Here is a 14263-nt window from a genome sequence, read left to right on the forward strand (position 1 = left end):
TAATCGTGGTATAAATTGTTTCATTGAATATTGGATGACCACCACTCACTCCGGATCGTTCGAGCAATCGCACCCAGACTGGCCGCCAGTCTAGGCTGGCAAGGTGTGATTGTTCGAACGCCCCCTCTTCCTACATTTTATGCAAGCCAAAGCGGTGGCAGAATCGTGCGCGAATGTGCTAGGTCTGGTGGTATGGCGCAGGCACACCCCAATATCAGCGAAAATCGACCGGTCATCCGGCAACTTGACGACGCAGCAATCAACCGTATTGCGGCAGGCGAGGTTGTTGAACGTCCAGCTTCTGCGGTCAAGGAATTGGTGGAAAATGCCATCGACGCAGGCGCAACCCGCGTCGCGATCGACATTGCCGATGGTGGAAAGACGCTGATTCGCGTCACCGATGATGGCTGTGGGATTGCTGCTGAGGATCTGCCATTGGCCTTGTCGCGCCACGCGACGTCAAAAATTGACGGGTCGGATCTGTTGAATATCCACACCTTCGGGTTTCGGGGTGAAGCATTGCCTTCGCTGGGCGCGGTCGGCCGCCTGACTATCACCAGCCGGGTGTCGGGAGGCGAGGCGGCCTCGATCCAAGTGGCAGGTGGTCGGATGGATGGGGTGAAACCTGCGGCCTTGCGTGCCGGCACCGTGGTTGAACTGTGCGATCTGTTCTTTGCAACTCCGGCGCGTTTGAAATTCATGCGCACCGACCGGGCCGAGGCGCAGGCGATCAACGACACCGTCAAAAGGCTGGCGATGGCCGAACCTGCGGTGACTTTCACTTTGCGTGACGTCTCTGGCGGTGGAGAAGGGCGCGTGACCTTCCGCGCTGACCGCGAAAATGGTGATCTGTTCGACGCACTGCATGCCCGGCTGGCCCGCGTTATAGGGCGCGAGTTTGCTGAAAATGCCCTGCAGATCGATGCCACGCGCGAGGGGATCCGGTTGTACGGTTACGCCGCCTTGCCGACCTATTCGCGCGGTGCGGCGGTGGCGCAGTATCTGTTCGTCAATGGTCGTCCTGTGCGCGACAAGATGCTGACGGGCGCGCTGCGGGCGGCCTATTTCGATTTCCTCAGCCGGGATCGTCATCCGGCAGCAGCATTGTTCATCGACTGCGATCCGACGTTGGTCGACGTGAATGTGCATCCGGCAAAGTCCGAGGTCCGGTTCCGCGATCCGGGCGTCGCGCGCGGGTTGATCGTCTCGGCCCTGAGGCACGCGCTGGCCGAGGCCGGGCACAGGGCCTCTTCCACAGTGGCCAATGCGACACTGGGCGCGATGCGTCCTGAACCCGCACAGCCTACGCCTGCGCGCGTTTATCAGATGGACCGACCTTCGCCATCTGCACGGCAGGCGGCGTATCAAGCGCAGGCGCCGGGGTTCGCCGAGCTGTCACAAGATTACAGCGGCAACGTGGTCGAGCCGGGCCCTGTGCCTACCGCCGAGGCTCCGGTTGAAGACCTGCCTTTGGGCGCGGCACGTGGGCAGGTACATGAAAACTACATCATCGCCCAAACGGCAGACGGCATGGTGATCGTCGATCAACATGCGGCACATGAGCGGCTGGTTTATGAAAAGCTCAAAAAACAGATGGCCGAGAATGGGGTTGCTGCGCAGGCGCTTTTGATCCCGGAAATTGTTGAACTGTCCGACAGCGATTGCGCGCGCTTGATGCAGGTTGCGGATGACCTGACAAAGCTGGGTCTGACCATTGAACCTTTCGGCGGCGGTGCCGTCGCGGTGCGTGAAACTCCTGCCATTCTGGGAGAGGTGGACGCGCGGGCGATGATCCTCGATATCCTCGACGAACTGGCCGATCAGGGCGAAAGCCAGACAGTGCAGGCGCGGATTGAGGCGATTCTCAGCCGGGTGGCCTGTCACGGCTCGGTCCGGTCGGGCCGTCGCATGCGGGCCGAGGAAATGAATGCCCTGCTGCGGGAAATGGAGGCCACGCCCCATTCCGGTCAGTGCAACCACGGGCGGCCGACTTATGTGGAATTGAAGCTGAGCGATATCGAACGATTGTTCGGCCGTAGTTGATCCATTGGCTTGGTTAGGCTATGGAGAATAAAACAAGAACATCCGAGGCGACATGATCGAGATAGCAGGAACCCAATATGCGCTAAACGACCCAGTGATCCTGACTGTGGGTGGGGTTGTTGCGCTGATCCTGCTGCTGCTGTTTCTGTCGCTACGCGCAGCCAACCGGTCGGCCCGTATGGCAGAACCTTTGTCCCGCCAGATGGCGCACCTGGGCCAGCATGTGCAGCAGTTGGGGCAGGGGCAGGAACAATTGCGCGGTGGATTGCAGCATGTTTCGGACACGCAGGCCAATGCGCAGGTGCAGGTCATCCAGACAGTTGAATCCCGCCTGTCCTCGGTCCAGCAGCAGATGAATGACCGACTGGCGGATAACGCGATGAAATCGGCGCGTGCTTTGGCCGAGATGCAGGAGCGGATGAAGGAATCCCTGCACGGCTCGTCGAAACAGACGGCGACGTCGCTGACACAACTGCAGGAACGTTTGGCCGCCATCGACAAGGCGCAGGACAATATCACAAAACTGTCGGGCGATGTGTTGTCCCTGCAGGACATTCTGTCGAACAAGCAAACGCGTGGTGCTTTCGGAGAGATTCAGCTGAATGATATCGTGTCCAAGGCGCTGCCTTCGGATAGTTTCAAGCTGCAGGCCACCCTGTCGAATGGACGGCGCGCAGATTGCCTGATCAACCTCCCGAACCCTCCAGGACCGATTGTCATCGACAGCAAGTTCCCGTTGGAGGCCTATGAGGCGCTGATCGGTTCGACCAATGACATGGAGTTGAAGGCGGCGGTTCAGATGTTCCGCAGCACGGTGCGCAAGCACATTACAGATATTTCCGAGAAGTACATTCTGGACGGTGAAACGGCTGATGGTGCACTGATGTTCCTGCCGTCCGAGGCGGTCTATGCCGAACTTCATGCCAAATTTCCTGAACTGGTGCAGGAGAGTTTCACCAAACGCGTGTGGATCGTATCGCCCACCACCTGCATGGCGACACTGAACACGATGCGTGCGATCCTCAAAGACGCGCGGATGCGGGAACAAGCTGGGGCGATCCGCAAAGAACTGGGTTTGCTGCATAAGGATGTTGAGCGTTTGGGTGATCGGGTCGGCAATCTGGACCGCCATTTTGGGCAAGCGGCCAAGGATATCTCGGAAATCAAGATCAGCGCGGAAAAGGCTGGCCGCCGGGCACAGCGGTTGGATAACTTCGATTTCGAGGAACTGGCGCCTGACGATCAGACCAACGTTGTGCCTCTGGGCCAGTCCGAAGGCTAGGCATTACTGGATTGACAGATCCAGATTGTAGCCGACCGTCTTGTCCGTATCGCGGTCATTGCCCATCAGGTAGACCCGGATCGTGTAATCTCCATCCTCAGGCAATTCGATGCGCGCGGTATTCCCGTCGATCGAGCCGTTGTAGATCGCGAAACCATCACTGTCCGGCGGCAGGATGTTGAAGTAGATCACGCCATAGCCATTTGTGTCGCTTACCTTCAGGTCGGCGAACATCTCTTGCCCGGCTTTTGCACCCAACTTGTAGTCGAAGTACTCGTTTCCAGTGACAGTACCATTGACCATTGTCCCGAAATTGCCCGGTTCGAACTTCACGTCAGCGACCAACTGGGCAGAAGCGACAGATGAACAACCCATAAGGGCAAGAATAAAGAACATAGTCCGGATCATTTCAAATGCCTCCAACAATCAGCTTGCAGCGCAGGGTACCACATGAGCGCTGATTGCGTCAGATCTTCAGGAACGGTTGGAACAGACGCGGCATCAGCTTGTTGAATTTCAGCGGCGCGTCAGTGACCGCCAGGCAGATGCAATCCTCGGTGATGTCGGCTGTCGGCGTATGGTGCAGGTCTTCATCTGCAATCTCCACATCGCCACGGGCAAAACGGTCGACCTCATCCGAAAACGCGCCCTGCAAAACCATGGTCAGTTCCACGCCGTTGTGGCTGTGGTCGGGAACTGCGGTGCCCGCCGGAATGAACAGCAACCGAGCTGTTGCTTCGCCGCTCGTCGGCAGTATCGCCTGTTTGACCCCCATGCCGATTGGTCGCCAGCGGATGTCATTCACGTCACCGCCCACATAATCCTGCAACGGGGTTGGCAAGACCGAGCAGCCGGGTCGCCTGGGTTTGGCAATCGGCGCACCGTTTGCAATCAAAGCCATCGTTTCCGCAAGTGCCTTGTCGTTCATTGCAACGGTCTCGTCCTGCTCTTCCAGGACATATCCGCCGACAGCATCAAAGCTTTCGGCTTGCGCACGACATTGATTGCACAGGGATAGATGTGTCGCGACCATCAGGTCGAAAGCCTCGGGCAGAGTGCCTGCGGCGTAAGCCATCAGCAGGTCGTCTGTCAGGTGATGTTTGATCTTGTTGCTCATATCCGTCATCTCAATTCATCGCATGGCGCAAGCGGTCCAGCGCCAGCCGTATCCGTGATTTGATCGTACCCAGTGGCAATCCAGTCTGAGAAGCGATTTCTCGATGGCTCAGATCGCCAAAATAGGCTTTCTCAATCAGTTGTCTTTGCGCCTCTGGCAGCGCGGTCATCGCGTTGCGCAACTGCGCGGTTTCCTGTTGCAGCACGAGTATGTCGTCCTGCTCCGGTTCGGCCTCGGGCCCCCATCCCAGTTCTTCGGGCTCGGGGCGGCGTTGTTTGCGCAGGACGTCGATGCGCTTGTTCCGGGCGATCGTGAACACCCATGTGGCCACGGTTGCCCGCGTGGGGTCGAACAAATGTGACTTGTGCCACAGCGTGACCATCACCTCTTGTGCGCACTCTTCGGCCATGGCCGCATCTGAGCCCGACTTGATCAGGAACGCCTTGATCCGCGGCGCGAAGTGCTGAAACAACTCAGCAAACGCGGCCTGATCCTGCGCGTCCCTTATACGTCTGACATGGTCCACCCACTCAGCTCGTTTGTCACAATTGTCTTGCGCTCGGTTCACCGGTTTTCCCTTGATGCGTTTCTTTGCGCGCCACGGTTTCTGTGAAGGCCTGCTGGCCACCGGTTCATCCAAGGTCGCGGTATCGATCTCGGTAAACATAACAACATTACGCGGTAAGCCCCAAGCTGGATCACATTGTGATGCGATTTTAATCCGAACCGGGCCATGTTTCGTATGATAAGTATCTACATGTCGAAGAAAACAGCGCCGTTTGAACGGCTTGCAGGCGAATTGGAACACTGACGAGAATGAACAGGATCGACCATATTTCAGGCCATACTTACCACGGTCGAAAAGGCGGGATCGAGAATGCATTTCGCTATTCCATAGATTACATCCTGTTGGACCCCGAAGCCCGGCCTGACACGCCGCTTTTGTTTTCGATGAACCGCGTAAATGCGATGTATTGGCGAGATCGTGACCACGGCGGTGAACCCGGCAAAGGGCAGGGTGCGGCGTGGTTGCGAGCCAATTTCAACGAAATGGGTGTGACGCAACCTGCAAGGCTTGAGTTGCTGACGCAGCCACGGGTGCTGGGGCATGTCTTCAATCCGGTCAGCTTCTGGTTCTGCTTCGATGCCAATGAACAGCTATATGCGGTGGTAGCCGAGGTTACGAACACCTACGGCACGCGCCACAGCTATCTGTGCAACAATCCCGGCTTTGCGCCGATCCAACCGACGGATCGCATCGTTGCGGACAAGCTGATGCATGTCTCACCGTTTCAAAAGATCGAAGGGACGTATGAGTTCCGGTTCGACCATCGCCCCGAGCGTATCGGCGTCTGGATTGACTATAGTCGAAAAGCGGGTGGGTTGATTGCCACCCTGACCGGGCCGCGCGCGCCGCTGACCAACCGGGCAATCCTGTGGTCGTTGCTGCGGCGTCCCTTCGGTGCGCGACGTGCGTTTTTCCTGATTATCTGGCAGGCGATCAAACTTAAGATCAAAAAGGCCCGGTTTGTCCCGTTTCGAACCGCCCCTGTGCCCGATCAGCCGATATCCCGCAGTCGCAAGCCTTAGCCCTTAGGTCTTTGCTTAAGATCAAAGACTCAGCCCCCTCCTCATGGTTGTGGTATTATTGAAACCGCGAATACGAGGAGTTTGGTCATGATGGAAATTTCGCCAAGGAAAATCGCTCAGGTTGCGATGATGGGGCGCGAGTTGGGTCGCGCCGAGGGCGAATTGCGCGCCTTCATCGACCGGATGAGCGAGGACGAACAGGCCGAACTGGTGGCTGTCATGTGGGTTGGGCGCGAAAGCTTTTTCGCCGAAGATCTGCCTGAGGCCATCGCAACCGCCAAGTCCGAGGCTTCGACCCCTTGCGCGGACTACCTGATTGGTACGCCGCACTTGTCGGACCACCTTGAAAATGGCTTGGATGCACTGGGCATCTCGGCGGAGGATGTGGAAAACGACCTGATGTAAGTGCACCGGCTATGTGCATCCGGTGCGGCCTGCAAATTGCAAACCATTCGCCGAATACCCGTTTTTTGGATAACATGATCAGGAAACCCGAAAGCCTGCATTCTGGCTGGGTGCTTTTAGACGGAGCGTGATCCATGTGGCGCGTCTTGCAAATATTTGCGGTGCTCGCGCTTTGCGTGGGCTTACAGTCCCGCCCGGCCCACGCCTGCGGCGTCTGCGTAGAGCTTCCGGAATATTCTCTGGCAGACCGGATCCTTTCTGCGCGCGTGATCGTGCTGGCGGCACCGTCGCCAGACAACCCATTCAGGTACTTCCCCGTGTCGGTTTTGAAAGGCAATCCAGAGCAGGTTGGGGCTTTGCCCGAAATACCTTTCCTGGTCGACAGTGTCATGCGATCCGCCTTTCGTGCGAATCCGGACAGAACGGTTTTGATGGTCTACGGGGCGGGGTATCAGGACAAGGCCGGTCGCAGCCTGCCCAGCGGTTGGACCAAAGGGTTCTTGATGACACCGGATCGGGCCCACTTCCTTAAAACACTGCGTGTCGAAGGGCTGGGCTGGGCCAGTGGTGCGCCGAATCGCGCGGCGCAGGTTGCCTTTTTTAGTGCTTATCTCACACATGAAGATCGCCTGCTGCGCAACACGGCGCTGATCGAAATCCACCGCGCGCCCTATTGGCTTTTGACCCACCTGGCCGATGCCGTGCCAATCGCCCAATTATTGCAGGACCTGCGCAATCCCAATCGTCTAGCCTACGCACCGGCACTTATCCGATTGTTGGGTCTTCAGTCGGATCCAAAGGCTAAAGAACGTGTAAGGCTTGGCTATCAAAGCGCGCTTCGCAGTGGGGGTCTCAACCTGTACGACTGGGGTTTGGCGGGTATCGCAGTGGATGGGGAACAGGCAATACTTGAAATCGAAAAGTCGCTGGAACGGTCTGGACGCACGGCTGACGAAAAGCGATTCCTGATCCGCAGTCTGGCCGATGGCGGAACGACCTATCCCAAGTTGCGACCCCGGATCTTGGATGTGTTTAGGCATCAGTTGGACAAAGACAGCACTGTTGCGATTTGGATTGCCCTGGCCGTACGACCTTGGGGCACCAACGCACTGAACCCCAACTTCGAAGCTATTATGGCTCAAAATGATCTGGACCCGGCGACGCTGTTTCTCATGCGAGCGGCAATCGAAGCTGACGAACCGGGCTAACGTCGCGGTGACGCTCCTCATAGTTCCAAATCGCATTAGGGAACAGATGGGGCAGCGCTTTCGCCAAGCAAATGCATCCCAACAGCATCAGCGCAATCGATTTCAGAAAAATATCGCGCTCGATCAAAATCGTCTTGTATCTGGTCGACATGCAAGGATATACCCGCCAGCGGAGACGTGGCCGAGTGGTCGAAGGCGCTCCCCTGCTAAGGGAGTAGGCCCGGAAGGGTCTCGAGGGTTCGAATCCCTTCGTCTCCGCCATTACACTCTGAATCGGACGTAATCGCGAACTCATTTGTTGCCGATGATACGCGACGTTTTTGTCCGGGCGTGTGGTCCTGGTTAGACTTTCATCTCTAGTCGCGCATCTTGGAAACGTTTCAGAACGCTCGGTATATCTCCGTCAGACAGTGCGCACAGGGCTGTTGAAAGCCCATCGGCGAGCGCTGCGGAGTTTGCAGATACCGACAAAACCCGGCGCGCTGGTGTTTGACCGGCGGGGCTGAGGATGTGACCGTGAGCGTCAGTCAGCATCAGGTTACCGGCATCAGAGGTCGCAACAGCTCGGTCGCGCAGAGAGATACGCTTAGTGATCTGACCTTCGGCGCCTGCCAAACCGACTTGCCAATCGCGCCCATCGTGAGTTTGTCCCAGGGCCACGACTTCCCCCATATCGACCAAAACGTCTTGCAGCCCTTTTGATCTGAGCAGCGCAGCAATGCGATCTGTGATTGCCCCTTGCGCTACTCCATTCAGAGTCAGCGCCGACTGCCCTGGATAGGGCAGGCGGACGACATCGTTATTAACCGTGACCTTATCCCACCCGATGGATTTGCGGGCGGTTGTAGCGTCGTCACCGTTGATCAGAGCAGCCCAGAGAGGCTGGATTGTCGGGTCAAAAGCGCCCCCTGAATTCTGGTGCAAAACTGTGCACAGGCTGAACAGGCTCAAGAGCTCGGGCGCTGGTTGCATAAGAAACCCATCGCGGTTCAGGCGCGAAAGTTGGGATTTCGGGCGATACAGGCTGAAGATATCTTCCAGCCGTGTGATTTCGGCTTCGACAGCGGCAAAAACGAGGCGGGCTTGGGTAACTGTCAGCCCGACCAACTGCATGCTTGCCGGTGCGCCCAACGCGGAACCGCGCCACCGTGCTGCTGTAGCAGGGCTAGCGATTGCAGGGCAGGCCGCGCTTGCAGCCGAGATGGTCAGAAACCGGCGGCGGGACAGAAAGGTCATGCGGGTGTCTCCAGTAGTAAGCCCAGATCGACCGGGCCTAGCACCTCAGTATCAGGAATCTCGGACAAGGGCAGAGCGGCACCGCCATACTGGTCGATGAATGATGCGGCATCGGCTGGGTTGGAAAATGGCACCACCTCACGAGCACCCATGCCGCCTGCCACGTTGGAGCCGACAACAAATGTCGCGCTGTCGACGTCGATCCAATTCGAGATGCCCGGCTGACGCCAGTTGGTTGCAACGCTCATATCGCTGACATAGACGGCGGTGATATCAGCGTCCCGTTCGGGGCTTTTGAGATAGGCCACCATGTCCCGTACCTGGGCAAAGAACAGTGGTGCGGGATAACCTTCCAGATGGATCTGCCCTTTGGGGCCACCATGCTCGGCGATATTCATTTGGCAAAAGAAGCTCAGCGCATCGGGAGTCAGATCAACCGGGTCGGGGGCAACTGCGACCTCATCTTTGCAAGCCGCCAAGGCAATCAGCGCAATCAGCACAAGACGTTTCACGGCTCAACCCTCCGGAAGGCGGCACGGGCAAGGGCAAAGCCCAGTATCGGCCAGATCAGCAGCGAGGCGGGCGCGGCCCAGACCGGCAGGGCCTGCGCGGCCCCGGTCATGCCCGACGCCATCGCGACGCCCTCGGTCGCGGAAATGTTCCACAGCCGAAATGCGTCGGCCGGGTTGGCCACCATCACCCATGGAAAGACGGATTGGGTGAAGGTGCCGCCCTCATCCATGACCACGGCTCCCAACAAGCCCAGATCATAGAGGACGACAAAGACCAGCCAGAGCCCGGCCGACAGACCTGCCGCCGCCGTGGCGCCCCTTGCCAGAGCAGACAGCAGGTAACCCAGCGCCAGAAAAACGGCGCCCAGCAAGATGGAGGTAAGGATTAGGCGCGCCAGAGCCATCAGGCTTTCGGGACCCGCGCCACCGAACCACGCTGCCACTGCGCCTGCGGTGCCGAAACCGATGGTCATGGCAAAGGCCAATGCCGCCAGATGGGCGGTGAATTTGCCCAGCAGGATTTCTCCGCGTCCGGCGGGGTAGGACAGCAGCAACGACAGACTGCCGCGGTCCACGTCGCCTGCGATGGCGTCGAAAGCGATCATCAGCGCTAGCAGCGGCGCAAGATAGACCGAAAGCGTGGTCATCGAAGCGACCGAGACAGTCAGCATATCGACGCCCAGCGTGCCGGTCGGCGCGCTGCCTGCAAAGGTCAGGGCCAACGCGAACAGCACCATGATCAGCGTGGCCATCAACAGCCAGCGGTTGCGGCGCAGGATCAACATCTCGGCGCGGGTGATGGCGAGGAAGCGGGTCATTGCATCTCCTCCTGTGCATAATGGCGGTAGAGGTCTTCAAGTTTGGGCGGGGTCATTTCCACATCCGCCACGGCGTCGCCCAGTCCGGCGATGCGGCGCAGGGCCTCCATCTTGTCATCCGGCGAGCAGAGCAGCTCAACAGATGCTCCGTTGATCCGGTTGCCGCCCAGTTCGGCGGCAAGTGCTTCGGGGTTCGCGCTGGCACGCACTTTGAGGCGGATCGGCAGACCAGCCAGCGCCGACAGATTGTTGAGAGTGTCATCCGCGACCATTCGACCTTCGCGCATGATGGCGATGCGGTCGGTGCGGGCTTCGACCTCGGTGAGAGCGTGGGAGGCAATCAGGACCGCTGTGCCTTGCCCGGCCAATTCATCGATGATGGCATAAAGGTCTTGCCGCGAGATCGGGTCCAAGCCCGATGTAGGCTCATCCAGCAACGCCACTTTTGGCTGGCCCAGCAGCACCTGCGCCAAGCCCAGACGTTGCCGCATCCCCTTGGAATAGGTTCCGATCCGACGGTCCAGTGCATCGCTCAGACCAACGCGCTCCAGCAGGCCGGGCACATCCGCCTTGGACCCGGAAAGCTGCGCGAACAGCGTCAACTGCTCGCGACCTGTCAGTGCGGGATGAAACGACACCGCCTCGGGCAGATACGCCGTATCCCGCCGCGCCTGTGCGCTGCCGGGGGTGGCGTCTCCGATCCGAATGGCCCCGCCTTCAATCGGGATCAACCCGAGGATGGATTTGATCAGGGTCGACTTGCCCGCGCCGTTATGGCCCAGCAGCGCAACGCGCTGACCGGGGGCAAGAGACAGGGTGATATCGTCAAGAACGCGGGTTTTCCCTCGGTCCTTAATGACTTGGTTTATCGTCAGGGCCTTATCCGTCATGAGGCACCTTTTTCATTGCTGGGGGTTCTGGGGCTTGCATCAATGGGTTGCTGTCTATCACACCGCCCGGCAACAACGCCGGGAAGGCAGATTGTGACCAGCGCACCAGTTGCACGGCAGGCGAGCCGAGCAGCAGTTTGGCTGCGGGTTGGGTCCACAGCACATGGTCCATACTGTCATTGGGGCGATAGGGGGCATCGGCAATGCCGTTGCCATCCACATCCGTGGAGGCAAAATCGGACCAGTAATTGCCGCGCCCGTCTTCGGACCACTCGACCCATTTGGTCGAGACATATTTCACCTGTGTCCGGTTGCCGATGAACGCGTTGCCAACGATATGGTTGCGTTCGCTTCCGGCGGTAAAGTGGATGCCGATGCCGCATCCCTGAAACCAGTTATCGGTGAATTCGTTCTTGTTTGAGTTATACAGGAAGGTGCATTTTTCCTTGGCACCTATCACCACATTGCCGGTGATCTGACTCTTGTTGGCGTAGTTCAGCATCACGCCATGTTCGCGGTCGCCGATCGAGACATTGTTGGCCACCCGCACATTGGTGGTAAACATCACCGCATAACCCAGATCGTTGCCGATCGAGACATTGTCGCTGACGACCGAGTCGTCGGCATACATGTAATGCACCGCAAAACGCAGATCGCGGAACAGGTTGCCGGTGAATCTGTTCTTCTTGGACGAGTTCACAAAGATTCCGTCGCGCCCGTACCGGATGTCATTATCCTCAACCACCGCACCCGGTGCGTTCCAGACGTAGACGCCATTGCCACGGTCATTCATCCGCCGGTCCTGACGTCCTTCGATCCGGTTGCCGCGCACGATACTGTCCTTGGCACCATGAATGTCGACGCCATAAAGATTGCCCAGCAGCACATTATCCTCGACCACCGGCGCTGTGGCCGTCTTGGTCAGTTGGATGCCGCTGTCGATTCCGTCATGGCTTGAGCCCGAGCCGATCACAGTCAGCCCGCGCACGATCACGCCCGGGCCGGTCACGGTGATGACACTGCCCTCACCTTGGCCGTCAATGGTGGCCTGCCCCAACCCATCAATTGTGACGGGCCGGTCCAGAACCAGCGTTTCCGAATAAACGCCGGGACTCAGGCGGAGGGTGTCTCCATCCGCCGCCTGCGCCAGTGTCTCAGTGATGGCCCCCGCCCGGTTGGGCACGTCCCAATCCGCCGCCCAAAGGGGCGAGCCGAGCAGGAGCGGTATGAGCAGGGACCAACGCATGGGTTATGCCCCCGCCGGTTCGACCAGCATCCGGCCGCGCATTTCCATGTGCAGCGCGTGGCAGAACCACTGGCAATAGAACCAGTGCACGCCCGGGCGGTCGGCGGTGAAGGTGACCGATGCGGTTGCCATCGGAGCCACTTCCATCGCGATGCCGTAGTTGCCCAGGCAGAAGCCGTGGGTCACATCGTCCACGTCATCCAGGTTGGTGATGTAAACCGTCACCTCGTCGCCCTGTTTGACGGTGAACTTCTCAAGGCTGAAGGTCGGGGCCTGCGAGGTCATGTAGACCCGCACCTTGTTGCCGTCCCGGATGGGTTCTTCGGCGCCGTCTTCCAGATCGATGCCATCGGCCTCGGCCTGTTTGCGGGCGTCTTCCCAGGTGATGTCGTTCCGATCCCAGATGTTGACCGGGTTGACGATGTCGGCGCGCACCATGATCGAGTCATGCGGCTCGGCAAAGGTCGGACCGTCGTGAACCACCTTCATATCGTTGCTTGAGATATCGATCAGCTGTTCGTTCTCAGGCTTCAGCGGACCCGTGTTCAGGAACCGGTCTTTCGAGAACTTGTTCATCGAAATCAGCCATTTGCCATCGGCCTCCTTGGTTTCACCCATGGTGGTCGAGTTGTGACCCGGCTGATAATGCACGTCGACTTTTGAGATGATCGGGTCAACATCGGCACCACCGTACGCCTCGATTGCCTTTTCGAGGTTCCACTTCACGATCTGGCTGTCGAGGAACAGCGTGGTGAACGCATTACCCTGACCGTCATAGGCGGTGTGAAGCGGGCCAAGACCCAGCTGCGGTTCACCCACAATGCAGGACCGCGGATCGGCGTCGCTTTCGAACAGGGCGTCCAGCTTGGTTACGTCCATGATCGATACGGTCGGCGACAGCTTACCGTTGATGCAGACGTGCTTGCCGTCAGGCGCGGTGTTGATGCCGTGCGGCGAGTTCGGGATCGGAATGTAACGGGTGTATTTCTTGTTCTGACCCTTACGGCCATCCAGAACCTTGACACCCTTCAGTTCCTGATAGTCACCGGCCTCAATCCCCGCTTCGATTTCAGCGAGGTTGAAGACAACAACGTGGTCCAGCTCGTTCTCGGTCATCTCGGCCAAGTTCATACCCATTTCTGAGTTGTACGAAGTCGAATAGGCGTACTTACCCTGATAGTCGCAGTCGGTGTTGTCGAGGTTACCCGACACGATCACCTGCCACGCAACTTCCATGGTGTCGCCGTCCAGCGCGGTGAAGATGTTCACGTATTGCGACGGATCGTCCAGCACGGAGCCGTCATTGACCAGCGGCGTTTCATCCTCACCATTGGCAAAGACATAGCCGGTGCGCGGGAACTTCTGCGGACGTAGACCGTGGATCGCCTTGGCGTTCGGGATCTCGGTGATCTTGTCACACTTCATCACATCGCAGCGCACACGGGCGACGCGGGTGTTGGCCTTGTCGTTCATAAACAGGTAACGGCCATCATATGTGCCATCTGTGAACGACATGTGCGGGTGGTGAAGGTCGCCGTTGTCATAGGTTTTCATCCCGCGCTTGGCGAGGAATTCCTTGGTTTCCGGCAGCAGACCATCGGTCATGATCTTCAGCGACTCGTTGGTCTGACCCCAACCGGTGGCCGAGCAGCGGTTGAAGACCGGCACCCGCATCAGTTCGCGCATGGACGGGAAGCCCAGGATGCGCAACTCGCCGGTCTGACCCGAGGACCAGAAGCCGTAGTACTCGTCCAGCTCGCCGGGCTGTAGATTGGCATTGGCCGCAGCGCTGGCCTGTTTCGCGGTCATCAGGGTCGAGCCCAGACCGGTTCCGGCCAGCACGGCGCCGGTGGCGGTTGCGCCCAGCATCCCGCGACGTGTGATGTTCAGTTTGTTGTCATGTTCCGACATGATCG

14 protein-coding genes and 1 tRNA gene are annotated in these 14263 nt (G+C 58.6%); 6 read left to right on the forward strand and 9 right to left on the reverse strand.

Annotated elements, in window-relative coordinates; genetic code table 11:
* The first annotated feature begins 192 nt into the window (after positions 1-192).
* Positions 193-2043, forward strand: coding sequence for a DNA mismatch repair endonuclease MutL (gene mutL / locus QMP16_RS10550; protein WP_282152343.1), 1851 nt, complete (start codon positions 193-195; stop codon positions 2041-2043).
* A gap of 52 nt (positions 2044-2095) precedes the next feature.
* Positions 2096-3325 carry a DNA recombination protein RmuC gene (locus QMP16_RS10555; protein WP_282152344.1) on the forward strand — a complete coding sequence of 410 codons (1230 nt, stop codon included), beginning with the start codon at positions 2096-2098 and terminating at the stop codon, positions 3323-3325.
* A gap of 3 nt (positions 3326-3328) precedes the next feature.
* Here the strand turns inward: QMP16_RS10555 and QMP16_RS10560 are convergent, their stop codons facing one another.
* The 3 genes from QMP16_RS10560 to QMP16_RS10570 are packed head-to-tail and all read right to left on the reverse strand — an operon-like array spanning position 3329 to position 5109.
* Positions 3329-3733: a hypothetical protein gene (locus QMP16_RS10560; protein ID WP_282152345.1), complete on the reverse strand. Its 405-nt coding sequence runs from the start codon at positions 3731-3733 to the stop codon at positions 3329-3331.
* Between the two features lie 58 nt (positions 3734-3791).
* A complete protein-coding gene (locus tag QMP16_RS10565; RefSeq protein WP_282152346.1) occupies positions 3792-4442 on the reverse strand; it encodes a ChrR family anti-sigma-E factor in 651 nt (216 codons plus the stop codon).
* Between the two features lie 10 nt (positions 4443-4452).
* Positions 4453-5109, reverse strand: a complete 657-nt coding sequence (locus QMP16_RS10570; protein WP_282152347.1) for a sigma-70 family RNA polymerase sigma factor — start codon at positions 5107-5109, stop codon at positions 4453-4455.
* Positions 5110-5258: 149 nt separating this feature from the next.
* Here QMP16_RS10570 and QMP16_RS10575 point away from each other — a divergent pair, with 149 nt between their 5' ends.
* The 4 genes from QMP16_RS10575 (at position 5259) to QMP16_RS10590 (ending at position 7906) form a co-directional block, all read left to right on the forward strand.
* Positions 5259-6032, forward strand: coding sequence for a DUF1365 domain-containing protein (locus tag QMP16_RS10575; protein WP_282152348.1), 774 nt, complete (start codon positions 5259-5261; stop codon positions 6030-6032).
* Positions 6033-6119: 87 nt separating this feature from the next.
* Entirely contained in the window at positions 6120-6437 is a 318-nt protein-coding gene (locus QMP16_RS10580; protein WP_058275224.1) for a DUF3775 domain-containing protein, read from the forward strand.
* Positions 6438-6613: 176 nt separating this feature from the next.
* Complete coding sequence (locus QMP16_RS10585; protein ID WP_282152349.1) at positions 6614-7645, forward strand: hypothetical protein; 1032 nt, start codon at positions 6614-6616, stop codon at positions 7643-7645.
* A 171-nt stretch (positions 7646-7816) separates the two neighbouring features.
* A tRNA-Ser gene (locus QMP16_RS10590) sits at positions 7817-7906 on the forward strand.
* Positions 7907-7987: 81 nt separating this feature from the next.
* Here QMP16_RS10590 and QMP16_RS10595 read toward each other — a convergent pair.
* The 6 genes from QMP16_RS10595 to nosZ are packed head-to-tail and all read right to left on the reverse strand — an operon-like array spanning position 7988 to position 14258.
* Positions 7988-8881 (reverse strand): FAD:protein FMN transferase, encoded by an 894-nt coding sequence (locus tag QMP16_RS10595; protein ID WP_282152350.1) that lies wholly within the window; start codon positions 8879-8881, stop codon positions 7988-7990.
* Complete coding sequence (locus QMP16_RS10600; protein ID WP_282152351.1) at positions 8878-9393, reverse strand: nitrous oxide reductase accessory protein NosL; 516 nt, start codon at positions 9391-9393, stop codon at positions 8878-8880. The genes QMP16_RS10595 and QMP16_RS10600 overlap by 4 nt, the downstream gene beginning before the upstream one ends.
* Entirely contained in the window at positions 9390-10211 is an 822-nt protein-coding gene (locus QMP16_RS10605; protein WP_282152352.1) for an ABC transporter permease, read from the reverse strand. Before QMP16_RS10605 ends, QMP16_RS10600 begins: the two co-directional genes overlap by 4 nt.
* The gene (locus QMP16_RS10610) at positions 10208-11101 is read right to left on the reverse strand and encodes an ABC transporter ATP-binding protein (protein WP_282152353.1); all 894 of its coding nucleotides are present in this window, start codon (positions 11099-11101) and stop codon (positions 10208-10210) included. The genes QMP16_RS10605 and QMP16_RS10610 overlap by 4 nt, the downstream gene beginning before the upstream one ends.
* Positions 11091-12347 (reverse strand): nitrous oxide reductase family maturation protein NosD, encoded by a 1257-nt coding sequence (locus QMP16_RS10615; RefSeq protein WP_282152354.1) that lies wholly within the window; start codon positions 12345-12347, stop codon positions 11091-11093. The genes QMP16_RS10610 and QMP16_RS10615 overlap by 11 nt, the downstream gene beginning before the upstream one ends.
* A 3-nt stretch (positions 12348-12350) precedes the next feature.
* Entirely contained in the window at positions 12351-14258 is a 1908-nt protein-coding gene (nosZ, locus tag QMP16_RS10620) for a TAT-dependent nitrous-oxide reductase (RefSeq protein ID WP_282152355.1), read from the reverse strand.
* Positions 14259-14263: the final 5 nt, after the last annotated feature.

It is taken from the genome of Ruegeria atlantica, from assembly GCF_947495585.1.
GTDB classification, from domain to species: Bacteria; Pseudomonadota; Alphaproteobacteria; order Rhodobacterales; family Rhodobacteraceae; genus Ruegeria; species Ruegeria atlantica_G.

Coding starts and splice junctions, on each gene's coding strand:
- mutL (WP_282152343.1), top strand. CDS start 193: ATGGCGCAGGCACACCCCAATATCAGCGAAAATCGACCGGTCATCCGG.
- QMP16_RS10560 (WP_282152345.1), bottom strand. CDS start 3,733: ATGATCCGGACTATGTTCTTTATTCTTGCCCTTATGGGTTGTTCATCT.
- nosZ (WP_282152355.1), bottom strand. CDS start 14,258: ATGTCGGAACATGACAACAAACTGAACATCACACGTCGCGGGATGCTG.
- QMP16_RS10610 (WP_282152353.1), bottom strand. CDS start 11,101: ATGACGGATAAGGCCCTGACGATAAACCAAGTCATTAAGGACCGAGGG.
- QMP16_RS10565 (WP_282152346.1), bottom strand. CDS start 4,442: ATGAGCAACAAGATCAAACATCACCTGACAGACGACCTGCTGATGGCT.
- QMP16_RS10570 (WP_282152347.1), bottom strand. CDS start 5,109: ATGTTTACCGAGATCGATACCGCGACCTTGGATGAACCGGTGGCCAGC.
- QMP16_RS10595 (WP_282152350.1), bottom strand. CDS start 8,881: ATGACCTTTCTGTCCCGCCGCCGGTTTCTGACCATCTCGGCTGCAAGC.
- QMP16_RS10580 (WP_058275224.1), top strand. CDS start 6,120: ATGATGGAAATTTCGCCAAGGAAAATCGCTCAGGTTGCGATGATGGGG.
- QMP16_RS10575 (WP_282152348.1), top strand. CDS start 5,259: ATGAACAGGATCGACCATATTTCAGGCCATACTTACCACGGTCGAAAA.
- QMP16_RS10605 (WP_282152352.1), bottom strand. CDS start 10,211: ATGACCCGCTTCCTCGCCATCACCCGCGCCGAGATGTTGATCCTGCGC.
- QMP16_RS10555 (WP_282152344.1), top strand. CDS start 2,096: ATGATCGAGATAGCAGGAACCCAATATGCGCTAAACGACCCAGTGATC.
- QMP16_RS10615 (WP_282152354.1), bottom strand. CDS start 12,347: ATGCGTTGGTCCCTGCTCATACCGCTCCTGCTCGGCTCGCCCCTTTGG.